Below are 21,789 nucleotides of genomic sequence, written 5' to 3' on the forward strand. Positions count from 1 at the left end.
CATGTCGTACCGTACTCTGCTTGCCGCCGCCGCCATGCTTCTTGCGCCTGCGCCGGCCAGTGCCGATACCATCACCCTGCGCGTACTCGGCCAGCCTTCGGGTTCGGGCCTCATTGCCCAGCAGAAAGAGCAGCCCTTCTTTGAAAAGCTTGCCGAGACCTCCGGCCTCGACATCAAGGTGGAATACCTTCCCATCGACGTCGCCGGGATTCCCGACACCGACGCGCTTCGCATCCTCAAGTCCGGCCTGTTCGACATCATCTCGATCCGTGGCCCACAGGTCAGCCGTGACGAGCCATCGGTACTGGGCCTCGATCTTGTGGGGCTGAATACCAGTTATGAGGCCGGCAAGAAGCACATCGACGCCTTCTTCCCCTATGTCGCCAGGCGCATCGAGAGCCAGTTCAACGGCAAGCTGCTCGGCATCTGGCCCGCGGGTCCGCAGGTTCTTTTCTGCAAGCCCGAAGTGAAAGGTCTCGCCGAACTTTCAGGTCACAAGGTGCGCGTCGGCGACCAGAGCGCCGCAAATTTCGTGGCCAGGCTCGGTGCAACCGGCATCTCCATGCCGTTCGGCGAGGTCCAGCAGTCACTGGCGCGCGGCGTGGTGGATTGCGCCATCACCGGTCCTGCCTCGGCCAATTCCGGCGGCTGGCCGGAAGCGACGACCACCGTGCTGCCCATAGCCCTCCAGCTCGCTGTCAACGGCTATGCGATCAACACCAATAGCTGGAACAAGTTCACGCCGGAACAGCAGGAGAAGCTGGCCGGCGCCATTGCGTCGCTGACCAGTGACATCTGGGCATTCTCCGAGGAACTCTATGAAGATGCCATGCGCTGCAACACCGGCCAGACCCCGTGCGAGCGCGGCGTATCCTACAAGCTGGTCGAAGCGCCGGTTTCCGAGGCGGACCTGAAGACGGTGGCTGGTGCGGTGGGCGAAGTCTCGCTGCCGATCTGGGCCGCGCAATGCAACGCTGTCGCGCCGGACTGCGAGGCGAAGTGGCGCGAAACGGTCGGCACGCAGCTCGGCCTCTAGTTCGCGTAAACGGAGACGGACGATGCAGGCCTATTCGCGCATTCTTGGCATCATATTCGGGGCATTGATGATCCTCCTGTCCTTCGCGGTAACCGCGGAGACGCTGCTCAGAAAATTCTTTTCCGTCACGCTCGGGGGAATCGACGAGTTGGGCGGCTATGCGATCGCGGTGGGCGCCCCGCTGGCTTTCACCGTGGCGCTGGTGCAGAAATCGCATATCCGCATCACCCAGCTCACCAACCTGTTCCCCAGGAAAGCACAGGCGGCGCTGGATGCCATCGCCGCCCTCTCGATGGCGATACTGTCGGCGTACTTCTTCTACTTCACCGTTCAGACCGTGATGGACACGCATGCCTACAAGTCCATCGCGCAGACGCCCTGGGCCACGCCGCTGATCTATCCACAGGGGATCTGGCTTGTCGCATCGGTGACCTTCCCCGTTGCGGCGGTCATTCTCGCGACGCAGGCATTGACGCTCCTCGCCCGCGGCGACTGGTCGGCGCTGAAACGCCGGTTCGGGACCATATCGGCCGAGGAAGAACTGCAGGCCGAACTCGACGATCTCAGGAAGCGTGAAGGAATGGCCCAATGAGCATCGGCATCGTCTTCGTCGGCTTCGCCGCCATGCTGGTTCTGATGTTCCTCAGCTTTCCGGTGGCGGTCGCGATCATTACCGTCGGCGCACTCGGCGGCTATTTCCTGTATGGCGCCCCGCTTGTCGACATGATGGGCGGCGTCATCTGGCAGAGCGTCAACAGTCCGGCCATCCTCGCCATTCCATTGTTCATGCTGTTGGGCGAACTGCTGCTGCGCGGCGGCATCGCGGACCGCATGTACGATGCCATGGCGGTATGGCTTGCCCGTCTGCCGGGCGGCCTGCTTCACAGCAATATAGCGACCAGTACGCTGTTTTCCGCCACCTCGGGATCTTCGGTGGCAACGGCGGCGACCGTGGGTACCATCGCCCTGCCGGCGCTGCGGCAATACAAATACCCGATACGGCCCGCTCTGGGCTCGCTGGCCGCCGGAGGCACGCTCGGCATCCTCATTCCACCAAGCATCAACCTGCTGGTTTACGGGTCGCTCGCCAACGCGTCGGTTGGGCAACTCTTCGCCGGAGGACTTGTGCCGGGACTGCTTCTCGCCTTCTGCTTCTCCCTCTACATCTTCATTGCGCACCGGAACGCAGGCGCGGAAGCGACCGATCTGGTCGATATGCCGTTTCGGCAGAAGCTGGCGCTTGGAAAACATCTCATTCCACCTTTCGTCATTTTCACCGTCGTCATGGGATCGATCTATGGAGGGTTGGCGACACCAACCGAATCGGCAGCCATCGGCGTCGTCATCTCGATGGCATTCGTCGCGCTCAACGGCCGGATGTCGATCCACTTCCTGATCGAGTGCTCGATCCAGGCGGCGAGGACGAGCGGCATGGTCATCATCGTGCTGGTTTGTGCGCTCCTGCTCAACGTGACCATCTCCATGACGGGCGCGGCGCAGGCGATGACCCAATGGATCGCGTCGCTCGGCCTCGGACAGATCGAACTGCTGTTCGCGCTTCTGGTCTTCTACGTGCTGCTGGGAACCTTCATGGACGCCATGTCGATGCTGGTGCTGACGGTGCCGGTTGTCATCCCGATCGTCGTCTCGGTGGGTATCGACCCGATCTGGTTCGGCATCTTCATCGTGCTGATGTGCGAGATCGCGCTGATCACGCCGCCTGTGGGCATGAATCTCTTCATCGTCCACGGCGTGCGCAAGGATGGCGGCGGCTACAGCGATGTCATCTGGGGCTCCTTCCCCTACGTGATCGTAATGATCATGTTCACGATCATGCTGATGTTCTTCCCGGACATCGTCATGTGGCTTCCTGATCGATTGGCGGGCCGGTGATGACATTGCGACGGGCGGAAGGCGTCAAAGAACCGGCAAAAGGCAGACGCCTTCTTGTCATCAACCCGAACACAAACCCGGCGGTGACGAGAACCATACGCGATGCCGCCGCCTGCGTGGTGCATGAAACCACCGCCGTGACAGTGGTGAACCCTGCCACGGGACCATTTTCGATAGAAACGGCCGAGCATCGCGCGCTGGCCGTTCCGCGTGTGATTTCATTGGTATCGGAGAACCTGTCTGCCGGATACGACGCCTTTGTACTTGGTTGTTTCGACGACATCGGGCTCTTCGAATCCCGCGCCTTGACGAAGGTGCCCGTCGTAGGTCCCTGCGAGGCCGGAATTGCCGCCATGCGCACCCTTGCCAGGCGTTTCTCGATAGTCACCACAGTCCATGCGGCCTTGCCGGGAATCAATGATCTGCTGGTGCACTATGGCGTTGCCGATATCTGTACAGTGCGCGCCGCCGGCGTGGGTGTGGCCGACGCTTCCGAAAATGGAACAGAGGCCCGGCTGCGGTTTCTCCGGACGATCCACGAAGCTATCGAGATGGATGGGGCCGAAGCAATATTGCTCGGCTCCGGCGGACTTGCGGGCAAAGCCTCAACCTTGCAGGCCGACATCTCCGTACCCATCATCGATGCTGTGCAGGCAGCCGTGAAAATGGCAGAAGGCATCGCCTTGCAGCTTCGGCAGCAGATGGACGGTTGATCGAATTTACCGACAGGATCCGGCGCAGGCACCTCCGGCCGGTCGTCTTTCGCGATTGATGCCCGAGAGGCCCGCACCTCTCGGGACAAGACTTCGAAAGCCACGGCAGCACGTCAAGAGATCGTGTTGTTGCCGGCTCCGGAGGGTTTCGTTTCATCTTATGATTTCCCGCCGGATCGCCGCGGAATTTGCAGTGGAACCGAAAGAAAAGGCTCCGTTACAGGTACGGAGCCTTTGCAATCAGACGGGCGGGAGACGAGGTGGCTGCATTGCCCGTTCAGGCATCTGGCTTTTTTCGCGTTCTCTTCCCGGGCGCGGCAGCTTCCTGCTTTTTGCGTCCAAGTCCCATCTGCTTTGCCAGCTGCGAGCGTGCAGCGGCGTAGGCAGGAGCCACCATCGGATAGTCGGCGGGCAGGTTCCACCTGGCCCGGTAGCCCTCGGGAGTCATGCCGTGATGCGTGGCAAGGTGCCGCTTGAGCGACTTGAATTTTTTGCCGTCTTCAAGACACACAATATGGTCCGGCGTGACCGACTTCCTGACGGATATGGCAGGCGCGGGCTTTTCCTGATGCGGCGTTTCCTCAGCTGTCGCGCCAAGGTTTTTCAATGCGTGGTGCACCTGTGCGACCAGCGCGGACAAGTCGGAAACAGGGACAGGATTGTTCGACACGTAGGCCGAAACAAGATCGGCCGTCAGTTCGACAAGTTCAATTTGTCTGTTTTCCGGGATTTGTGTCACTTTTTACTCCTTTACGAGGGTATTTAACCGCCCTAGCGATGCTATCGCATGCGCCTTGCCGGAAGCGCAAGGAGGTCTGGCGATCCTCTGTATTTGAAAAATCAGCCAGTTTCCGTGGAAACTGCAATCTGATGACAGCCGCCCACAGAGAAAATCTGATTATTTCGTATGCCATGCACACCCCGCCCCGCATATCTCCCTGCCTGTATTGTCGTTGTTTTTTTGAATACAAAATAACACCATGTCATTGGAAACATATGCCGATCCTCGATGCGGCGGTTGCCGATGTGACCGCCGGCAAGGCAGCAGGCCGCAAGTCACGACAGATATCGGGGGTTTCAGGAACCAGACAATTGCTGGCGGTTCTTGTTCTGTCGGGCCCTGGCGCTTCATCGGAAGCGCATGAACGATCTGATCGAATGCGCGCCGCAACTGCGTTCGCTGCACGGTTTCGGCCGGTGAACAGCCGCAGGTGGAAAACCTCAAGGCTCTCTGCAATGAGGCCGCATTCCGGAAGATTGCAACCATGAGGGCGCGATCCATGAAATGGCGATCCGGGAAAATGCGGTGCTTGAACGGATATCCTCGCCGGCCCTCAAAAAGAAACGGGTTGGTGAACCGCAATGCCGACAGGGCTTTCGCCAGCCGGATCATCGAAGAGCTCGACGGCGGCGGCGGCATCTCCCGTTACGAACGCACCATGAGCGAGGGGCCGCTTCTGTCGAAGCCTTGTGCCGCATCGCTGCGGATCGCGGTCTGCCGGTCGACATGCATTGCGACCAATCCGACGACCCCATGTCCCGTCATATCGAGACCCTGGCCGCCCGGACGGTTCGTGTCGGATTGCAGGGACGTCAGGGCGCGGCGACCACCTGCTTGAGGCCGCGCAGGGCTTCCTGCACGTCGCTTCGCGCTTCGGCCGATTCCGGATAGACGGCATAGGCCGGATAGGTGAACTCCGGCGCACCCTCGACGGGTTCGAGCTCGCCCGCTTCGATGTGGGGGGCGGCCACGCCCTTGCGGAAATATCCCATGCCGCCCGCGCGCAGGACATAGCTGAGGCCGAGCGGACCCAGTCCGACCATGAGGCCCGGCGCCGCGGATGACGCCTGCCCGAAGCCGCGTTGCGCGGCGAAGCCGGAGCCCCAGTCGACATGGACATAATCCAGCGGCTCCTGCCTGCTGGGCGTGCGCACCAGAATGAGCTGTTCTTCCTCGATCAGCTCGACCCGGAAGCCCGGCAGCATCTTGGGCGCGTACAGCACCGCAAGATCGAGCGCGCCCGTCCGCAACTGTTCAAGCAGCTGGTCGGGTACGCCGACATGGGCGTGAATCGCAATCTTCGGCTGCTCGCGCTTCATCCACACCAGCCAGTCCAGCAGCAGCGGGTTCCACAGGCTGAGTTCGCCGCCGAGCGCCACGACGCTGGTGCGGCCGGTCGGGATGGTGAGTTGCTGGCGCGCACGCTCCCAGATCTGCACCATGGATTGCGCGAAACGTTCGAACTCGCGGCCGGCGGCAGTCAGCGACGCACCGTTGCGGTTGCGCACGAACAGTTGCCGGCCGAGCTCCTCCTCCAGCGTGCGGATTCGTGCGCTCACCGTCGTCTGGGTGACGTGCAGGCGATGCGAAGCTTTCAGGAAGCTGCCGGTATGAACGATCTCCAGAAAGGTCCTGGCACGGTCTATGTCCATGACGCTGCCTTGAATGCAATTATTTTGCATTCATACCGCATTTAATTCCATTTGCCTTCCGGTTTCCGGAGGCGCACCCTCGAAAGGGACAATCAGCCAGGGTGCCGACGATGAGCGACGATCCCCAGAGCAAGGACGCGGAGACTGAAACCGCCGAATATGCGTCGCCCCCCTGCTTCATGCATGAACTGGATCCCGAATTCCGTTTCATGCCCCTGCGTTCGGATGCCTGGAGCGACGTCATGCGCTGGCGCAAAGCCGAGCGCGAGCGGCTGATCGCGGAGCGTATGGCACTGGAACAGGAGCAACGCCACGCGCGCTCCGTCCGTATCGCTGACAAGCTCGACGCCGCGGTCGGCGAGCTGCGGGGGCGCGTCGTGGGGACATACTGGCCATTCCGGGGAGAGCCGGACCTGCGCAACTGGGGTATCGGCGTCATCGAGCGTGGCGGCAGGCTGGCGCTGCCGGTCGTTATCCAGAAGGGCTGGCCGCTGGAATACCGGATATGGGCGCCCGGCGATCCGCTGGAACGCGGCGTGTGGAACATCCTGGTGCCCTCACGCGGCCCGGCAGTGCTGCCGGACGTCGTCATTGCCCCGGTCGTCGGCTTCGACGAGGCGCGGTACAGGCTGGGTTACGGCGGCGGCTTCTTCGACCGCACGCTGGCCGCCATGCCGCGCAAACCGCTGACCATCGGCGTCGGTTACACGCTGAGCAGGATCAGGACGATCTACCCGCAGCCGCACGATATTCCGATGGATGCGATCGTCACCGACTGATCGCACAATCCGCAGGCGAGGGCCTGTTCCCGACCGCGACGGCGTAACGCCGCCCCTTCCGAAACAACCCCTCGCGCGAAAGCGGGACGCAAAGGGAAGGAGAAGAGCATGTCGGACACCACTCATGACAGTCCGGCTTCCGGCCGGAGCTTCGTCGCAAGATGGATTTTCTCCACCAACCACAAGGACATCGGCACGCTCTACCTGATCCTGTCGATGCTGTGCGGCATTCTGGGCACCGGCCTTTCGGTCGCGCTGCGCATGGAGCTTCAGGAACCCGGCCTCCAGATCTTCGCCGATCCGGGCCTCTATAATGTCGTCGCCACCGGCCACGGGCTGGTGATGATCTTCTTCGTCATCATGCCGGCGCTGATCGGCGGGTTCGGCAACTGGTTCATCCCGATCATGATCGGCGCGCCGGACATGGCCTTCCCGCGCATGAACAACATCTCGTTCTGGCTGCTGGTGTCCTCCCTGATCCTGTTCCTCATGTCCCTGTTCGTGCCGGGCGCGGCCGGTGTGCCGGGCCATGGCGGCGGCTGGACGATGTATCCGCCCTTCTCCGGCACCACCGGCCAGCCGGGGCCGGCGGTCGATCTCGTCATCCTGTCGATCCACCTGTCGGGCGCGTCCTCAATCCTCGGCGCCATCAACTTCATCACCACCATCTTCAACATGCGCGCGCCCGGCATGACGCTGCACCGCATGCCGTTGTTCGCATGGGCCATGCTGGTCACCGCCTTCATGCTGCTGCTGTCGCTTCCGGTTCTGGCGGGGGCCATCACCATGGTGCTTACCGACCGGAATTTCGACACCACCTTCTTCGTGCCCTCCGGCGGCGGCGACCCGATCCTCTACCAGCACCTGTTCTGGTTCTTCGGGCACCCGGAGGTCTACATCATGATCCTGCCGGGCTTCGGAATCGTCAGCCATGTCATCTCGACCTTCGCCAGAAAGCCGATCTTCGGCTATCTCGGCATGGCCTACGCCATGGTGGCCATCGGGCTGATCGGCTTCGTGGTGTGGGCGCACCACATGTTCACCGTCGGCATATCGGTCGAATCGCAGCGCTATTTCGCCTTCGCCTCGATGGTCATTGCCGTGCCCACCGGCATCAAGGTCTTCTCGTGGCTGGCGACGATGTGGGGCGGGTCGATCACCTTCAGGGTGCCCATGCTGTGGGCGGCAGGTTTCGTGCTGCTCTTCACCATTGGCGGCGTCACGGGTGTCCAGCTTGCAAATCCCGGCCTCGACCGCGTGCTGCACGACACCTATTACGTGGTGGCCCATTTCCACTACGTGCTCTCGCTCGGAGCGGCCTTCGCCATCTTCGCCGGGTTCTACTACTGGTTCCCCAAGATGACCGGCTACATGATGAGCGAAACGCTCGGCCGGGTGCATTTCTGGCTGACCTTCATTGGCGTCAACCTCGTCTTCTTCCCTCAGCATTTCCTCGGGCTGGCCGGCATGCCACGCCGCTATGCCGACTATCCCGACGCCATGGCAGGGTGGAACTTCATCTCCTCTGTCGGCTCCTACATCTCGGCCGCGGGGCTGGCGGTGTTCTTCATCGCCGTGGCGGAAGCCTTCATGCGCAAGCGCGCAGCCTCAGCCAACCCATGGGGCGAAGGCGCCACCACGCTGGAATGGACATTGTCCTCGCCACCGCCCTACCATCAGTTCAGCTCCTTGCCCCGCATATCCTGACGGAGGCCGGTGCTGCCGGCCGGATATGGGAGGTCGCCCCTGCGGACTACCTGTGCAGGCTGGGTGAAGCCGGTCATCCGCAGCCGTCCCCGCCGGAATCCCTCGGATGGCGAAACAGCGGCCAATAGCTTGCCAGCCATACGAGGAAGGCGGCGGCCCACAGCAGGGAAGCCGCAGCGTAAGGCGGCCCCGGCAGATGCGCGACAAGGCCGAGATCGGGCAGGACACGCAGGAGCGTTGCCGCGACCGCGCAGGCGAAGGCGGCTTTCGCGCCCCGCGGGAAGACGAGCTTCCGGCCTGTGTGAAGCAGACCGGCGATGGAGTAGACCGCAAGCACGCCGATGCCCAGTCCCCCCATGAAGGCCGTGTGCAATCCGGCCGCCTCGCCAAACGGCGCGCCCAGCCGTGCCGCCCCGACAAGGATCAGGCCCGAACCGGCAAAGGCGCTCGCAGCCGCAAGGACAAGGATTTCGGCGCGCAAAGCCTCACGTCCGATGAAAGCTTCGCCGACGCGATCCATGAAAGCCGCGCCCGCCGCGATCATCAGGAAACCGCTTGCCGCCGGCGACAGCCCGGCAAGCTCGCCGGCTATCGCAACGACGACCAGCCCTGGCGCCAGATGCCGGCGGCCGGGATGCGGACGGAAGGGCGAGGTCTCTTCGCCCGGATCGAGCACCAGATTGGTTACGGGCACGGTGATACGCGCCAGCGCCAGTCCGAGAAGACCGAGAAATACAAGACCGGAGCAATGCAGCAGCAACTGCGCCTGTTCGGCATCGCCTGTCAGGAACGCGTAGCGCACGGCAAGTTGCGTGCACAGCAAGGCGGAAATCCAGAACAGAAAACCCAGCAGCCGGTCGGTGCGCCTGCGAAGCGACACCTGCGTCACATAGGCAGCGAGCGCCGCGAGCCATGCAGCGTCGGCCATGGCGCCGACAACGGAAACGGCATCCGCGCCAAAGAAGCCAACAAGGCGGCCGAGACCCCACAAGCCCGCCAGAATAAAGAGGCGTCGGCCCTGCATCTTCGGCGTATCGGTCCATTCGGGAACGGCCGTGGTGATGAAGCCGATCAATGCCGCACCGAAGGCGCCGAAGATCATCTCATGCGCATGCCACAGGGCGGGCGGCGTCGATCGCGTCAGCGGCAGATCGAGACCGAACACCAGAACCCATTGCAGCGGCCACAGCGCGGCGTATATCGCCCCCAGCGGAAAGAAGAGCCGGAAGCCCTCGTCTCCGAGAATCTCGCCGATTGGCGGTGATGGCTGCCGTTCGGCGGGAGCATGCATGGTTACGCCACCCGCCGTTCATTGACATCGTGGATATGACGAAACAGAGGGTCCCGTTTCAGGAACGCCTGCACTGCGGCGAAGACGTCGCTGTCCTCGCGTGTGCCGGGTTCGCCGGGCAGCATGCGCTGACCTGCGATGCCCTTGCCGGCAACATCGAGCACGACGATGCGATGGGCGATACGCACCGCCTCCATGAGGTCATGGGTTACGAACAGCGCGGCGAAACGGGCGTTGCGCGCCGCATCGATCACGAGATCCTGCATGCGCCGCTTGAGGGCGGCGTCGAGCGCGGTGAAAGGTTCGTCGAAGAAAATGAAATCCGGGTCGACGCCAAGGGCGCGTGCGATCGCCACGCGCTGGCGCATGCCGCCGGAAAGCTCGGCCGGATACTTGTCGAGATCGACGGCATCGAAGGCGACGCGCCGTGCCGCCGCCCCGGCCCTTGCCCTGCGTTCGCGGGCCCGGATGCCGGCGAGCCGCAACGGATAGGCGATGTTGTCGCGAGCGGTGGCCCAGGGCAGCAGGCGCGGTTCCTGGAACACCATGGCATGGCGGCGATAGCCGGCGGCAACGGTGCCGCGCAGCGGCTCCACGATTCCGGCAGCGATATGGATCAGCGTGCTCTTGCCGCAGCCGGAGGGGCCGACGAGCGCCACCATCTCGCCGGGTTCGACGTCGAGGTCGATCCTGTCGAGTACGGTCCGGCCGAAATAGGCATGGCCGATGTGCGAGAGGGAAAGCACGCTCATCTTTTGACGCCCCATGGCTGGGCCGCGGCTCTCCAGCGCTCGAACTCCGAGCGCACGGGATGCACGACCCCGTATTCCACGACAATCAGCGCTGCGACCGCAATCGTCACCCAGGCGAGGGCGGCTGCCACGTCGAGATTGGCGCGGCTGCGTGCCAGCTCACCGCCGATGCCGCCGACATTGGCCAGCAGTTCGGCCATGACTGCGACCTTGAAAGCCATGCCGAGCGCAACCGCCAGTGCGGGAAAGAGATGCGCTGCGACATGGCGCAGGCCGAGCGTGATCAGGCGCTGCACCGGCCCGGCGCCGAAGGCGCGCGCCATGTCGTCCAGCCCACGGTCGCGCGTCATCACCCCTTCGGCCACGCCCACGAAGACCAGAGGTGCCGCCGCGACCACGACGGTCACGACGACTGTGCCATCGGTGGAGCCGAACCAGATCATGGCCAGCACGATCCAGGCAATCGGCGGCACGCCCAGCAGAACCGTTACGAGCGGCCGGGCGAGCCGCATGGTGGCGGGAAAATAGCCTGCCGCCAGACCCGAAACGGCCCCGGCCAGCGCCGAAACCGCAAAGCCTTCCACCGCGCGGATGCATGTGAGCATCGCCACCTCCCAGGCGCGGCCGTCGGAAAGGATGGCCGCTCCCGCCGCCAGCGTCTCCAGCGGCGAGGGCAGGATGAACGCGCCATAGGCCTCATGACCGGCCTGCCACAGCGCAGCCAGAAGCGCGAGCCCGGCAAGGCCGGACCAGCCTGCCCACAGGAAGCTTCCCATGCGCCCGAGCCGTGACAGCGCCGCTTCGAACATCGCCTAGAGATAGAAACCGTCGTCGGGCAGCCTGCCGCCGATCAGGCCGGGGTCGGCATCCGACAGCATGGCGAGCATGGCCTCGATCTCCGTCCTTACCGTCGACGCGCGTTGTGCCACCAGCCTGGAATTGGCGATGGACGCGGCGATGACGGGCGCCGGCATCTCCAGCGCCGGCGCGGCATCTGCTGCCGCCTTTTCCGGCTCGGCATTGACCTCGGCGGCCACCTTCTCCAACGCGGCCTGCAAGGCTTCGGCAATATCCGGATCGGCTTGTGTGAACGCATCCGTGAGGGCGAGGCCCGCTTGCGGCAGAACCGGCGGCCCCCCGCTCACCTCACCCCAGACCTCCTGGATGTCTATGACGCGTGCCAGGGTCTTGCCGGTTGCCCCCGCAAGCATGATCGCGGCGGAGATCGCAGGCTCCGGCGCAAGGACCGCATCCACCCGCCCTGCCATCAGCATCTGGATCGCTTCGACCGGGGAGCCGACCGTCTCAATGGCAAGATCGGTGCCGGGGGAGAGCCTGTAGTGCGGCAGCAGCCGCGCCAGCACGAGATCGGGCATATCGTTGCGGAACGGAACCGCGAGACGCTTGCCCTTCAGGTCCGCCAGGCTGGTCACGCCGGTATCGGCGGAAATGACGTACAGCAGCCCTTTCGTCATCACGTTGAGCAGCTTCAGCCCGAAACCGCGATTGTAGAGGCTGGCGGCCACCTGCACCGGCAGCACCACGGCCCGCATGGTGCCGGAGGTCAGGCCGGCCCGCATTTCATCCGGATTTCGCCAGGCCCTGAAGCTGGCCTTGTCGGCGATCCGCGAGAGCGCGCCGGACGCGGCCGCACGGGCAAGGATGACCGAAGGCCCGGCCGGCGGACCGTAGAGCTCAAGTTCGCCGAGCGGCGCGGCAAAGGCTTGCCCGGCGCAACTCGCCACGAGAGGCAGCGCCAGCGCACCGCCCAGAGTGAGCAAAACGGAGCGGCGGTCCGGGCTGGCGCAGGATGGTATCGCGGATTGGTACATGGAACAGCTCCCGGCAACGAACGAGTAGTCGGTCCTTATGGACAGTTTCCCCGTATAAACTTGAATTTGATATTCCAGTTTGTGCCAGATCAAACAAAGATGGAATATCGGCCCTTCGACCTGCGGATTGCCCGGACCGGATTTCCATAAGCCGGCACCGGATCGCCCAGCCTGGAAAGGCGCTTCCGCAAGTCCGCGATCCTTGCCGCCGCAACGTCGTGAATGGTGCCGCGGGCAGTAGGGCTGGCTTCCGGCCCCATGATCCCACCATGGGTCTGACAAGGAACGGGCATCGCACAGAATGCTGCGCGTGAGGATCAATATGCGCGATGGATGGAGAATGGCCGTAATGATGGCGCTTACCGTGACTGCGACCATATCGCACATTTGTTGCCCGGCGAGTTTGCGCAAAAAGATTATTTAAGATACCTCTTTAAGGTGCACGAGCTTCGTCCAGGAGAGCCTGATGCCATCCGTTTCCGATTTGCGCCTGGCAACCGTTGTCAGGCCCGTTTTCATCCGTGCTTCCCCGTTTCCGTTGTGCATGGCCCCCGCAATGCGTCCGGTGCCGCGCATGCCCATCGGCGCCGGCATCGTGCGCGACGGGGGCCGGCCCGGCACCGGAGGCGTGGCTGCATAGCCGGCAAACAATCGAGGAAAAAGCCAGATGGTTTCAGGATTGACGGTTTCCGAACGCCAGCTCTCACTGGTCGTGCTCACAGCGCTGGCGCTGTGCGGGCTCGCCATGGCGGCGGCCGGACGCGCCGATGCGCTGGGCATCCATGGCTTCATCGTGCTCGCCTTCAGCCTCGGGCTGATCTTCCTGGTGATCTCCCGCTACAACGATCCCGAACCGCCCACCGAACGGCTGTCGCGCTATTACGACGATCCAACCAAGGTCGGCATCGTGCTGACCATGATCTGGGCCGTGGTCGGCATGTTCTTCGGCGTATGGGTGGCCGCGCTGCTGGCGTGGCCGGATCTGACCTTCGATGCCGGCTGGGCGAGCTTTGGCCGCCTGCGCCCGGTGCACACCTCCGGCGTGATCTTCGGCTTCGGCGGCAACGCGCTGATCGCCACCTCCTTCCACGTTCTCCAGCGTACTTCGCGGGCGCGGCTGCCCGACCAGTTCAGCCCGTGGTTCGTGCTGATCGGCTACAACCTGTTCTGCGTGCTGGCCGCCAGCGGCTACCTGATGGGGCTCACCCAGTCGAAGGAATATGCCGAGCCCGAATGGTATGCCGACATCTGGCTGGTGATCGTGTGGGTGGTCTATTTCCTCATCTATATCCGCACGCTCCAGCGACGCAAGGAACCGCACATCTACGTCGCCAACTGGTACTACATGGCCTTCATCCTGGTGGTGGCGGTGCTGCACATCGTCAACAATCTCGCGGTGCCCGTTTCCTTCGGCCATGCCAAGAGCTACTCGCTGTTCTCCGGCGTGCAGGACGCGATGACGCAATGGTGGTACGGCCACAACGCGGTGGCCTTCTTCCTCACCTCCGGCTTCCTCGGCATGATGTATTATTACCTGCCGAAGCGCGCCGAGCGGCCGATCTTCTCCTACCGGCTTTCCATCATCAGCTTCTGGGGCATCACCTTCATGTATATGTGGGCGGGCTCGCACCACCTGCACTACACGGCGCTCCCGCAATGGGTGCAGACGCTGGGCATGACCTTCTCGCTGGTGCTGCTGGTGCCCTCCTGGGCCTCGGCCGGCAATGCGCTGGCGACGCTGAACGGCGCGTGGGACAAGGTGCGCACCGACGCCACGCTGCGCTTCATGATGGTGGCGGCGGTGTTCTACGGCCTGTCCACCTTCGAGGGCTCGTTCATGGCCATCCGCGCCGTCAACTCGCTGTCGCACTACACCGACTGGACCGTCGGCCACGTCCATGCCGGCGCGCTCGGCTGGGTGGCGATGATCACCTTCGGCTCGCTCTACGCGCTGGTGCCGTGGATGTGGAAGCAGGAGCGCATGTATTCGCCGAAGCTGGTCGAGGTCCACTTCTGGCTCGCGCTCACCGGCACCATCATCTACGTCTTCGCCATGTGGAACTCGGGCATCATTCAGGGCCTGATGTGGCGCACCTACAATGACAGCGGCACGCTGGCCTATTCCTTCATCGACAGTCTCGTGGCCATGCACCCCTACTACATCGCGCGCACGGTCGGCGGCCTGTTCTTCCTCGCCGGCGCCATCGTGGCGTCGTGGAACGTGTGGATGACGATCCGCATGGCGCGCTTCGGCCAGTCTCAGGAGAGCGGCGCGGACGTGCCGGTCTACGGCAAGGCCGACGCCGTGCAGGCAGGAGAATAGCGATGAAGGAATTCTTCCACCGCAAGATCGAACGCAACGCCATCGGCTTCGTCCTGGCGATCGTCGGCGTCGCCTCCATCGGCGGCATCGTGGAAATCGCGCCGCTGTTCACCATCGGCGAGACGGTCGAGGAAGCGCCCGACATGCGTCTCTACACGCCGCTCGAACTGGCAGGCCGCAACATCTACATCCGCGAGGGCTGCTATGCCTGCCATTCGCAGATGATCCGCACGCTGCGCGACGAGGTCGAGCGCTACGGCCCGTTCTCGCTGGCGGTGGAATCGCAATACGACCATCCCATGCTGTGGGGCTCGAAGCGAACCGGGCCCGATCTCGCCCGCCTCGGCGACAAATATTCCGACGCCTGGCATGTCGCCCACCTCATCAACCCGCGCGACGTGGTGCCGGAATCGGTGATGCCGAAATATGGCTGGCTGATGCGCAACGAGCTGAAATACGACGATCTCGGCCTGCATCTGGCGGCCCAGCGCAAGGTCGGCGTGCCCTATACCGACGACATGATCGCCAATGCGCGGTGGGATGCCTACGGTCAGGCCAACCCCGACAGCAGCTATGCGCAGGGCGTGGCCGAGCGCTATGGCGAGGCCACCAACATAAGGGTGTTCGACGGCGAGCCCGCCCGCATCACCGAGATGGACGCGCTGGTCGCCTATCTCCAGATTCTGGGCCGGCTGACGGATGCCGCGCACCAGACCGCGGCCGCAGCCGCGGAGGAGTGAGGCCATGGACCACGAGACGCTCGTCGCCTTCGCCAAGAGCTGGGGGCTTTTCTACCTGATCATCTTCGCGGTCGGGGTGCTGGTCTACGTGTTCTGGCCTTCCAACAGGAAGCGCTTCGACCGCGCCAAGAAGAGCATTCTCGACAAGGACGACCGGCCCGGGGAATAGGCGCATGGCAACCGAAAGACACGATCCCGTAACCGGGCGGCTCACCACCGGGCATGAGTGGAACGGCATCGAGGAACTCGAAACGCCGATCCCGCGCGTGGTGATCTTCTTCCTGATCGCCGGCACCCTGTTCGCCATCGGCTACTGGCTGCTGATGCCGGCCTGGCCGCTGGGCTGGACCTACACCAGGGGCCTGCTCGGCATCGATCAGCGCAATGTGGTGACGCGGCAGGTCGAGCAGGCCGCGGTCTCGCGTGCCGTGTGGACCGATCGCATCGCCACAGAGGACTTCGCCGCCATCGCCGCCGACGAGGACCTGATGCGCCATGTGCGCGACACCGGCCGCACGCTGTTCGTGGACAATTGCGCCGTCTGCCACGGCGTGCGCGGCACCGGCGGTCCGGGCTTCCCGAACCTTGCCGCCGGATCGTGGCTATGGGGTGGAGATCCCGAGACCATCGCCGAAACCATCAATGTCGGCATCAATTCCACCGATGAAGACACGCGCATCTCGCAGATGATGGCTTTCGGCCGCGACGGCGTGCTCGAGATCGAAGACATCAGGTCGGTGGCGGCCTATGTGCGCTCGCTGTCTGGCCAGCAGCCCGGCGAGGCCGATCAGGCCCGGCTGCCGGCCGGCAAGGAGGTGTTCGCGGCGAACTGCGCCTCCTGCCATGGCGAGGAAGGCAAGGGCATGGTCGAGGTCGGCGCGCCCGACCTCACCGACGACAACTGGATCTATGGCGGGGACGAGCAGAGCGTGTTCACGACCATCTATTCGGGCCGGCAAGGGCATATGCCGCACTGGCAGGACCGGCTTTCGCCCACCGACATCAGGATCCTCGCCCTTTATGTCGGCACGCTGGGGGAAGGCGAGAGATGAGCGCCGGACAGGGCACACGCCTCAACTGGCGTCTGGTCTCGGCGCTGATCGTCGCCGGCGGCGTGCTGCTTTTCGTCGGTGCCAACGCCCATCTCGTCTACGTCGCGCTGGCGTCGCAGCCAGAATGCGTGCCGCATGAGAAGACGAGAGACGAGAAGGCGGGCGACACCGCGGGAAGCTACCGTGCCGCAAGGTCGGCCTGCTGAGAGGAGGAAGGTCATGGGACACACTGAAAGCACGCCTCTGCCGCTGGCCGCCCAGCGCCGGCGCAACCTGCCGGCAAGTGCGGCCTTCGGCTGGCTGGCGGCAGGCTGGCGCGACCTGTGGCGTAATCCCCTGCCCAGCCTCGCCTACGGGCTGGCGGTGTTCGTGCTGTCGCTGGCGGTGGTGACGTGCCTGTTCAGGCTGGAACTCGACTACATATTGTTCCCGGCGCTCGCCGGCTTCATGGTGGTCGGCCCGCTGGTCGCCATCGGCCTCTACCAGAAAAGCCGGGATCTGGAGGAAGGAAGGCCCGTGAGCCTTGCCCGCATGCTCTTCGTCAAGGCGGAATCGGGCGCGCAGGTCTGGTTCACCGGGGCGATCCTGTGCCTGCTGATGCTGGTGTGGATGCGCGCGGCGGTCATCATCTACGCGCTGTTCTTCGGCCTCAGGCCATTCCCCGGCCTCGACCACATCGCGGCCATGCTGTTCACCACGCCGGAAGGCTGGGGCATGCTGGCGGTGGGCACCGTGGTGGGCGGCCTGTTCGCGGCCTTCTCCTTCGCCATCAGCACGTTTTCCATTCCCATGCTGCTGGCCGAGAAGATCGACGCCTTCACCGCCATGGGCACGTCCATCTCCATGGTGTTCCGGAACCTGCCGGTGATGCTGATGTGGGGCGCCATCGTGCTCGCGCTGTTCCTGATCTGCGTCGTCACCGGCCTTGTCGGCCTCATCGTCATCTTCCCGCTGCTCGGCCATGCGACCTGGCACAGCTACAGGGCGATCAGATGAGCTGCCGCCCCGCCTTGCGGCCACGGGCCTGCGGATGACGGGCAGCCTTCTCTATCTCGTTCCACTGGCGCTGCTTCTCGGCGCGGTCGCGCTCGGGGCTTTTCTGTGGTCGCTGAAGAGCGGCCAGTATGACGACCTCGACGGGGCGGCGCAGCGCATCCTCATCGACGCGGAAGGCGACCGGATCGGCGGCGGTCCGGAGCCTTCGGCCGGCGAACCGGACGGGAAGCGCGGCTGAGGCGCCTCGCGCGCCCCTTGCAATTGTTTGTGTTTGCACAAAGTCCGTTCCGCGCGGCCCGGATAAATTCCGTCCTAAATCGTCGACTGAGGAGTTTTCCCGATGAACAGAGGAAGCAGGGCCGGGCCGGATATGGTTCGCAGAAATCCGGCGCGGTGGCTGGTTGCGATGGCGGGCGCATTGATGCTGGCCATGGCTCCGGCGATGGCGCAGGAGCACAATCACGCCACAGGCACGGCTTCGTCACAGGCGAACACCGCGCAACCGGTGGCAACGCCCGCCGACGGCACCAGCGCGGCCACCGCACCCGCCGTCAGCTATCACAATGCCACCATCTTCACCCTGAAGACAGGCATCGCGGGCGGACGGATGGTCTATATCGGCGTCGGCGGAGACATCGATGGCCAGACCAATCCGACGCTGATGGTGCATGAGGGCGAACTCGTGCAGATCAACCTCATCAACGGCGAGGGCGCCGAGCACGATGTGGTCATCGACCAGTACCCGGCGCGCTCGTCCATCGTCGTGGGTGTGAACGCGTCCTCGACCTTCTCCTTCGTCGCGACGAAAGTCGGCGAGTTCGCCTATTTCTGCTCGATCGCGGGTCACCGCGAAGCGGGCATGGAGGGCCTGATCCATGTGATGCCAGGCCCGCGCGAGGACATGGACACGGATGCGGCCGACATCGTGCACGATCCCGCCGACCTGCCCGGCCCCATCGGCCAGCGTCCGCCGCAGGTCGTAAAGGTCGAGTTGGAAACCGTGGAACTGAAGGGCAGGCTCGACGATGGCACGAGCTATGTCTACTGGACGTTCAACAAGAAGGTCCCGGGGCCGTTCGTGCGGGTGCGCGTTGGCGACACCGTAGAGGTTCACATCAGGAACGCCTCCGACAGCGTGATGCCGCATTCGGTCGACTTCCATGCCGCGACCGGACCGGGCGGTGGAGCCGACTTCACCCAGATCGCGCCGGGCGAGGAAGCGGTGGTGACCTTCCAGGCGCTCAAGCCCGGCATCTATGTCTATCACTGCGCCACGCCGAGCGTCGCCCACCACATAACCAGCGGCATGTACGGCCTGATACTCGTGGAGCCGGAAGGCGGATTGCCGCAGGTCGACCGCGAGTTCTACGTGATGCAGGGCGAGCTCTACACCGTCGAGCCGTTCGGCACGCAGGGCGAGATGGAGATGGACTATGACAAGCTGATCTCCGAGAAGGCAGAATACTTCCTGTTCAACGGCTCCGTCGGGGCGCTCACCAAGTCCCATCCGCTCTATGCGACGGCCGGCGAGACGGTGCGCATCTTCTTCGGCGTGGGCGGACCCAACTATACATCGTCCTTCCATGTGATCGGCGAGATCTTCGATCACGTCTACTCGCTGGGCAGCGTGCTTTCGCCCCCGCTCGCCGGAGTCCAGACGGTCACCGTGCCGCCCGGCGGTGCCACCATCGTCGATTTCAAGATCGACCGCGGCGGGCACTATGTGCTGGTGGACCATGCCCTGTCGCGCGCCGAGCGCGGGCTGGCCGGCTACCTCATCGTGGACGGCCCGAAGGATGACGAGATCATGCATTCCGGCCCGGCCGGAAGCCTCGGCAAATAAGTCGGCGGCGGGAATGGGCGTATCCACGATGCGCCCGTTCCCTTTCCATGGAGTTCCTTTTGGCTGGAGAGGTCAGCGCTGTGCCATGCCTACCAACAGGCAATATCGGGACGATATGAGCATGGATGAGATCATGCGGCTCTGGCCGGCGACCATTCGCGTCGTGCTCGATCATGGCCTGCTGTGCGTCGGCTGTCCGATTGCACCTTTCCACACCGTGGAGGACGCGATACGCGCTCACAAGATCGACGGCGACGATTTCCGCGACGACCTGATGAAAGCCATCCGCGGCCAGCGGGGCTGAGAAGATTCAGGTCCTGCCCGTCCTGCCTTCGGCAAGCAGGAACAGTCCGTGCGGATCGGTGATGCACACCTGCATGCGGCCGCTGCCGACCAGCCCCTTTTCTTCCCATGCAGTCATCAGCCTGCTCACCGTATGAAGCGTGGTGCCGGTCATTTCGGCGATGTCCTGCCGCGAGAGCGGAAAGTCGATCAGAATGCCCTTGTCAGTCTTGCGACCCGATTGATGGGCAAGCCGCAGCAAGGCATGAGCAACACGGCGCTCCACCTGCTCGGTGGCCATTTCTATGATCTGCGTCTGCATGTCGCCGAGACGCGTACCCACCGTCTTGTAGGTCGCCATGCCGAAGGTGGGAAAAGCCGCGGCGAATTCGGACCATCGTCTGCTCGGCCAGGAGAGCAACACACAATCGACGACAGCTATCGCGCTGGCCGGATATGTCCTGCGTGCGAGCGCATGCGCGATGCCCAGCAACTCGCCCGGAACGATATAGCGTACGATGACCTGCTGGCCGTCGACCGTGGATTTAACCACCCGCGCCTTTCCATCGAGCAGCACGAAGAAGGAATGCGCCTCACCATCCTGCTCGAAGATCGCGGCGTCCTTCTCCACCCGCAACGACCGCGCGCCCTGAAGAACGGTGTCCAGATCGGCAGCGTCCAGACCTTCGAACGGAGGCAGGCCTGAAATCAGATAACGGTCAAGTCTGCTCACATTCATCGGTCCTCTGGGTCGCCCACGCACGAGACGATTCTTCCATAATGACTTTCACATGAAGCCGATATGTCCGGCAAGGTCGCCCGGCCATATCCGTGGGTTTCGGTCTTTCCTGTTCTGTTTGCACTTTTGCAAAGTCGCCTGGAGCGCGCGCACCTAGAAACAGCCCAACCTCAAGCGTTGGAAACAGGACGAAAGGCAAGAAAAATGAAATCGACGTTAACGATCGCGACGGCACTTGCGGGCGTGTTGCTGTGCGGCGTCGCACAGGCTGCGGACCATCAGGTACAGATGCTCAACAAGGGCGAAAAGGGAACGATGGTCTTTCAGCCCGACTTTATCGTGGCCGCACCCGGAGACACCGTCACCTTCGTGCCGACCGACAAGTCGCACGATGCCGAAAGCATCAAGGGCATGATCCCGGAAGGAGCAACGCCCTTCAAGGGAAAGGTGAATGAACAGATCACCGTTACGTTCGACAAGGAGGGCGTCTACGGCATCAAATGCACGCCTCACTACGGCATGGGCATGGTGGCGCTGGTTGTCGTCGGCAATCCGGTCAATCTGGAAGAGGCAAGTGCCGTCAAACATCCCGGCAAGGCCAAGAAGGTATTTGCCGCGCTTCTGGAACAGGTTCCGGTGGACTGACATCCGGGTGAAGCCGGCCGACACCGTTGCGGGCGCGCAGCCGGAGATCAACCAGGCGGCGCATCAATATGGCGGTGTCGTCTTCCACGACGTGATCAACAACACATTCGCCGGAAAGGCGATCGACAAGGGGGCCGACGGGCTGATCGCCGTTGCGGCCGGCGCAGGCGGCCATGCCGGAACGAAAAGCCCCTTTGCCCTGGTGCAGGAAATCCGTTCATGGTTCGACGGGCCGCTGGCGCTTTCCGGCTCGATCGCGACCGGAGATGCCATTCCCGCCGCGCAGGCGGAAGGGGCCGATCTGGCCTATATCGGTTCGGCCTTCATCGCCACCGACGAGGCCAGGGCCTCGCCGGATTACAAGCAGGCCATCGTCGGGAGCGACTCCGACGGCGTCGTCTACACGGACTTCTTCAGCGGCATCCATGGCAACTACCTGAAATCGTCCGTCGTCGCTGCGGGGTTCGACCCGGAAGCCCTGCCCGCAAGTGATCCGACGAAGATGAACTTCGGCGAGGACAGATCGGCCAGGGTGTGGAAGGATATCTGGGGAGCCGGGCAGGGGATCGGCGCCATCGGACATGTCCGGCCCGCCGCCGACTATGTCGCACGGCTCCGGCAGCAATACTCCGAGGCTCGTCGCAGACTCTCTCTGGGACAGACACCCGCGCGAAACGGGTAGCATCCCGGCCGGGTCCGGCCTTCGGCGCCATGCGGGCCACCCCGGCCCCCC

The 21,789-nt window shown here is 63.7% G+C and carries 24 protein-coding genes and 2 pseudogenes; 18 read left to right on the forward strand and 8 right to left on the reverse strand.

The genetic code is table 11. The features are described from left to right. The first annotated feature begins 1 nt into the window (after position 1). From DES43_RS17165 to DES43_RS17180, 4 genes are read left to right on the forward strand one after another with little or no spacing between them, the layout of a single operon-like run. Positions 2 to 1,036 (forward strand): TRAP transporter substrate-binding protein, encoded by a 1,035-nt coding sequence (locus DES43_RS17165; RefSeq protein ID WP_035031406.1) that lies wholly within the window; start codon positions 2 to 4, stop codon positions 1,034 to 1,036. A gap of 22 nt (positions 1,037 to 1,058) precedes the next feature. Further along, positions 1,059 to 1,628, forward strand: a complete 570-nt coding sequence (locus tag DES43_RS17170) for a TRAP transporter small permease subunit (RefSeq protein WP_035031407.1) — start codon at positions 1,059 to 1,061, stop codon at positions 1,626 to 1,628. Next, positions 1,625 to 2,929 (forward strand): TRAP transporter large permease, encoded by a 1,305-nt coding sequence (locus DES43_RS17175; RefSeq protein WP_035031408.1) that lies wholly within the window; start codon positions 1,625 to 1,627, stop codon positions 2,927 to 2,929. The genes DES43_RS17170 and DES43_RS17175 overlap by 4 nt, the downstream gene beginning before the upstream one ends. Positions 2,930 to 2,934: 5 nt before the next feature. Next, the gene (locus DES43_RS17180; protein WP_208110846.1) at positions 2,935 to 3,642 is read left to right on the forward strand and encodes an aspartate/glutamate racemase family protein; all 708 of its coding nucleotides are present in this window, start codon (positions 2,935 to 2,937) and stop codon (positions 3,640 to 3,642) included. 277 nt (positions 3,643 to 3,919) lie between these two features. Here DES43_RS17180 and DES43_RS17185 read toward each other — a convergent pair whose 3' ends face one another. Both DES43_RS17185 and DES43_RS22475 read right to left on the reverse strand, forming a co-directional pair. Then, positions 3,920 to 4,381, reverse strand: coding sequence for a Ros/MucR family transcriptional regulator (locus tag DES43_RS17185; RefSeq protein ID WP_035031409.1), 462 nt, complete (start codon positions 4,379 to 4,381; stop codon positions 3,920 to 3,922). 159 nt (positions 4,382 to 4,540) lie between these two features. Continuing rightward, positions 4,541 to 5,035: a hypothetical protein gene (locus DES43_RS22475; RefSeq protein WP_166647774.1), complete on the reverse strand. Its 495-nt coding sequence runs from the start codon at positions 5,033 to 5,035 to the stop codon at positions 4,541 to 4,543. A 19-nt stretch (positions 5,036 to 5,054) separates the two neighbouring features. Between DES43_RS22475 and DES43_RS23015 the strand changes: the two are divergent. Next, positions 5,055 to 5,236 (forward strand): annotated as a pseudogene (locus DES43_RS23015) (cytosine deaminase); the annotation flags it as partial. On the opposite strand, the gene DES43_RS17195 reads toward DES43_RS23015, so the two are convergent. Continuing rightward, on the reverse strand, positions 5,236 to 6,075 hold the full coding sequence (locus DES43_RS17195) for a LysR family transcriptional regulator (RefSeq protein WP_035031412.1): 840 nt from the start codon (positions 6,073 to 6,075) through the stop codon (positions 5,236 to 5,238). The pseudogene DES43_RS23015 and the gene DES43_RS17195 overlap by 1 nt on opposite strands. 110 nt (positions 6,076 to 6,185) lie before the next feature. Here DES43_RS17195 and DES43_RS17200 point away from each other — a divergent pair, with 110 nt between their 5' ends. After that, complete coding sequence (locus tag DES43_RS17200) at positions 6,186 to 6,854, forward strand: 5-formyltetrahydrofolate cyclo-ligase (RefSeq protein WP_133675842.1); 669 nt, start codon at positions 6,186 to 6,188, stop codon at positions 6,852 to 6,854. A gap of 108 nt (positions 6,855 to 6,962) precedes the next feature. Continuing rightward, a complete protein-coding gene (ctaD, locus tag DES43_RS17205; RefSeq protein WP_035031414.1) occupies positions 6,963 to 8,561 on the forward strand; it encodes a cytochrome c oxidase subunit I in 1,599 nt (532 codons plus the stop codon). 73 nt (positions 8,562 to 8,634) lie between these two features. Here ctaD and DES43_RS17210 read toward each other — a convergent pair whose 3' ends face one another. The 4 genes from DES43_RS17210 to DES43_RS17225 are packed head-to-tail and all read right to left on the reverse strand — an operon-like array spanning position 8,635 to position 12,436. Then, positions 8,635 to 9,852 (reverse strand): NnrS family protein, encoded by a 1,218-nt coding sequence (locus DES43_RS17210; protein WP_035031417.1) that lies wholly within the window; start codon positions 9,850 to 9,852, stop codon positions 8,635 to 8,637. Positions 9,853 to 9,854: 2 nt separating this feature from the next. Beyond that, positions 9,855 to 10,604: an ABC transporter ATP-binding protein gene (locus DES43_RS17215; RefSeq protein WP_035031419.1), complete on the reverse strand. Its 750-nt coding sequence runs from the start codon at positions 10,602 to 10,604 to the stop codon at positions 9,855 to 9,857. Further along, a complete protein-coding gene (locus DES43_RS17220) occupies positions 10,601 to 11,413 on the reverse strand; it encodes an ABC transporter permease (RefSeq protein ID WP_035031422.1) in 813 nt (270 codons plus the stop codon). Before DES43_RS17220 ends, DES43_RS17215 begins: the two co-directional genes overlap by 4 nt. 3 nt (positions 11,414 to 11,416) lie before the next feature. Beyond that, a complete protein-coding gene (locus DES43_RS17225) occupies positions 11,417 to 12,436 on the reverse strand; it encodes an ABC transporter substrate-binding protein (RefSeq protein WP_035031425.1) in 1,020 nt (339 codons plus the stop codon). A 667-nt stretch (positions 12,437 to 13,103) separates the two neighbouring features. Here DES43_RS17225 and ccoN point away from each other — a divergent pair. The 9 genes from ccoN (at position 13,104) to DES43_RS17270 (ending at position 19,694) form a co-directional block, all read left to right on the forward strand. Further along, positions 13,104 to 14,759 carry a cytochrome-c oxidase, cbb3-type subunit I gene (ccoN, locus tag DES43_RS17230; RefSeq protein WP_035031429.1) on the forward strand — a complete coding sequence of 552 codons (1,656 nt, stop codon included), beginning with the start codon at positions 13,104 to 13,106 and terminating at the stop codon, positions 14,757 to 14,759. 2 nt (positions 14,760 to 14,761) lie between these two features. Then, a complete protein-coding gene (gene ccoO / locus DES43_RS17235) occupies positions 14,762 to 15,499 on the forward strand; it encodes a cytochrome-c oxidase, cbb3-type subunit II (RefSeq protein WP_035031432.1) in 738 nt (245 codons plus the stop codon). A 4-nt stretch (positions 15,500 to 15,503) separates the two neighbouring features. Beyond that, complete coding sequence (locus DES43_RS17240; protein ID WP_035031435.1) at positions 15,504 to 15,668, forward strand: CcoQ/FixQ family Cbb3-type cytochrome c oxidase assembly chaperone; 165 nt, start codon at positions 15,504 to 15,506, stop codon at positions 15,666 to 15,668. A gap of 4 nt (positions 15,669 to 15,672) precedes the next feature. Beyond that, positions 15,673 to 16,551: a cytochrome-c oxidase, cbb3-type subunit III gene (ccoP, locus tag DES43_RS17245; protein ID WP_035031438.1), complete on the forward strand. Its 879-nt coding sequence runs from the start codon at positions 15,673 to 15,675 to the stop codon at positions 16,549 to 16,551. After that, positions 16,548 to 16,757, forward strand: coding sequence for a hypothetical protein (locus DES43_RS17250; RefSeq protein ID WP_035031442.1), 210 nt, complete (start codon positions 16,548 to 16,550; stop codon positions 16,755 to 16,757). The genes ccoP and DES43_RS17250 overlap by 4 nt, the downstream gene beginning before the upstream one ends. Positions 16,758 to 16,770: 13 nt before the next feature. Further along, positions 16,771 to 17,547, forward strand: a complete 777-nt coding sequence (locus tag DES43_RS17255) for a DUF2189 domain-containing protein (RefSeq protein ID WP_035031444.1) — start codon at positions 16,771 to 16,773, stop codon at positions 17,545 to 17,547. 34 nt (positions 17,548 to 17,581) lie between these two features. After that, on the forward strand, positions 17,582 to 17,785 hold the full coding sequence (ccoS, locus tag DES43_RS17260; protein WP_035031447.1) for a cbb3-type cytochrome oxidase assembly protein CcoS: 204 nt from the start codon (positions 17,582 to 17,584) through the stop codon (positions 17,783 to 17,785). Positions 17,786 to 17,887: 102 nt separating this feature from the next. Then, positions 17,888 to 19,390 (forward strand): copper-containing nitrite reductase, encoded by a 1,503-nt coding sequence (gene nirK / locus DES43_RS17265; RefSeq protein ID WP_051520767.1) that lies wholly within the window; start codon positions 17,888 to 17,890, stop codon positions 19,388 to 19,390. 121 nt (positions 19,391 to 19,511) lie between these two features. After that, on the forward strand, positions 19,512 to 19,694 hold the full coding sequence (locus DES43_RS17270) for a DUF1858 domain-containing protein (RefSeq protein ID WP_342585403.1): 183 nt from the start codon (positions 19,512 to 19,514) through the stop codon (positions 19,692 to 19,694). Positions 19,695 to 19,700: 6 nt separating this feature from the next. On the opposite strand, the gene DES43_RS17275 is transcribed toward DES43_RS17270, so the two are convergent. Beyond that, positions 19,701 to 20,405, reverse strand: a complete 705-nt coding sequence (locus tag DES43_RS17275) for a Crp/Fnr family transcriptional regulator (RefSeq protein WP_035031537.1) — start codon at positions 20,403 to 20,405, stop codon at positions 19,701 to 19,703. Positions 20,406 to 20,615: 210 nt separating this feature from the next. Between DES43_RS17275 and DES43_RS17280 the strand changes: the two genes are divergently transcribed. Next, positions 20,616 to 21,056, forward strand: a complete 441-nt coding sequence (locus DES43_RS17280) for a pseudoazurin (RefSeq protein WP_035031451.1) — start codon at positions 20,616 to 20,618, stop codon at positions 21,054 to 21,056. Positions 21,057 to 21,087: 31 nt separating this feature from the next. Next, positions 21,088 to 21,738 (forward strand): annotated as a pseudogene (locus tag DES43_RS17285) (NAD(P)H-dependent flavin oxidoreductase); the annotation flags it as partial. Positions 21,739 to 21,789 lie beyond the last annotated feature (51 nt).

Source organism: Aquamicrobium defluvii (assembly GCF_004363725.1).
GTDB classification, from domain to species: domain Bacteria; phylum Pseudomonadota; class Alphaproteobacteria; order Rhizobiales; family Rhizobiaceae; genus Mesorhizobium; species Mesorhizobium defluvii.

What these genes read in the sequence shown, in the direction of transcription:
- DES43_RS17165 (WP_035031406.1), top strand. Translation starts at nt 2, where the DNA reads ATGTCGTACCGTACTCTGCTTGCCGCCGCCGCCATGCTTCTTGCGCCT.
- DES43_RS17170 (WP_035031407.1), top strand. Translation starts at nt 1,059, where the DNA reads ATGCAGGCCTATTCGCGCATTCTTGGCATCATATTCGGGGCATTGATG.
- DES43_RS17175 (WP_035031408.1), top strand. Translation starts at nt 1,625, where the DNA reads ATGAGCATCGGCATCGTCTTCGTCGGCTTCGCCGCCATGCTGGTTCTG.
- DES43_RS22475 (WP_166647774.1), bottom strand. Translation starts at nt 5,035, where the DNA reads ATGATCCGGCTGGCGAAAGCCCTGTCGGCATTGCGGTTCACCAACCCG.
- DES43_RS17195 (WP_035031412.1), bottom strand. Translation starts at nt 6,075, where the DNA reads ATGGACATAGACCGTGCCAGGACCTTTCTGGAGATCGTTCATACCGGC.
- DES43_RS17200 (WP_133675842.1), top strand. Translation starts at nt 6,186, where the DNA reads ATGAGCGACGATCCCCAGAGCAAGGACGCGGAGACTGAAACCGCCGAA.
- ctaD (WP_035031414.1), top strand. Translation starts at nt 6,963, where the DNA reads ATGTCGGACACCACTCATGACAGTCCGGCTTCCGGCCGGAGCTTCGTC.
- DES43_RS17210 (WP_035031417.1), bottom strand. Translation starts at nt 9,852, where the DNA reads ATGCATGCTCCCGCCGAACGGCAGCCATCACCGCCAATCGGCGAGATT.
- DES43_RS17215 (WP_035031419.1), bottom strand. Translation starts at nt 10,604, where the DNA reads ATGAGCGTGCTTTCCCTCTCGCACATCGGCCATGCCTATTTCGGCCGG.
- DES43_RS17220 (WP_035031422.1), bottom strand. Translation starts at nt 11,413, where the DNA reads ATGTTCGAAGCGGCGCTGTCACGGCTCGGGCGCATGGGAAGCTTCCTG.
- DES43_RS17225 (WP_035031425.1), bottom strand. Translation starts at nt 12,436, where the DNA reads ATGTACCAATCCGCGATACCATCCTGCGCCAGCCCGGACCGCCGCTCC.
- ccoN (WP_035031429.1), top strand. Translation starts at nt 13,104, where the DNA reads ATGGTTTCAGGATTGACGGTTTCCGAACGCCAGCTCTCACTGGTCGTG.
- ccoO (WP_035031432.1), top strand. Translation starts at nt 14,762, where the DNA reads ATGAAGGAATTCTTCCACCGCAAGATCGAACGCAACGCCATCGGCTTC.
- DES43_RS17240 (WP_035031435.1), top strand. Translation starts at nt 15,504, where the DNA reads ATGGACCACGAGACGCTCGTCGCCTTCGCCAAGAGCTGGGGGCTTTTC.
- ccoP (WP_035031438.1), top strand. Translation starts at nt 15,673, where the DNA reads ATGGCAACCGAAAGACACGATCCCGTAACCGGGCGGCTCACCACCGGG.
- DES43_RS17250 (WP_035031442.1), top strand. Translation starts at nt 16,548, where the DNA reads ATGAGCGCCGGACAGGGCACACGCCTCAACTGGCGTCTGGTCTCGGCG.
- DES43_RS17255 (WP_035031444.1), top strand. Translation starts at nt 16,771, where the DNA reads ATGGGACACACTGAAAGCACGCCTCTGCCGCTGGCCGCCCAGCGCCGG.
- ccoS (WP_035031447.1), top strand. Translation starts at nt 17,582, where the DNA reads ATGACGGGCAGCCTTCTCTATCTCGTTCCACTGGCGCTGCTTCTCGGC.
- nirK (WP_051520767.1), top strand. Translation starts at nt 17,888, where the DNA reads ATGAACAGAGGAAGCAGGGCCGGGCCGGATATGGTTCGCAGAAATCCG.
- DES43_RS17270 (WP_342585403.1), top strand. Translation starts at nt 19,512, where the DNA reads ATGGATGAGATCATGCGGCTCTGGCCGGCGACCATTCGCGTCGTGCTC.
- DES43_RS17280 (WP_035031451.1), top strand. Translation starts at nt 20,616, where the DNA reads ATGAAATCGACGTTAACGATCGCGACGGCACTTGCGGGCGTGTTGCTG.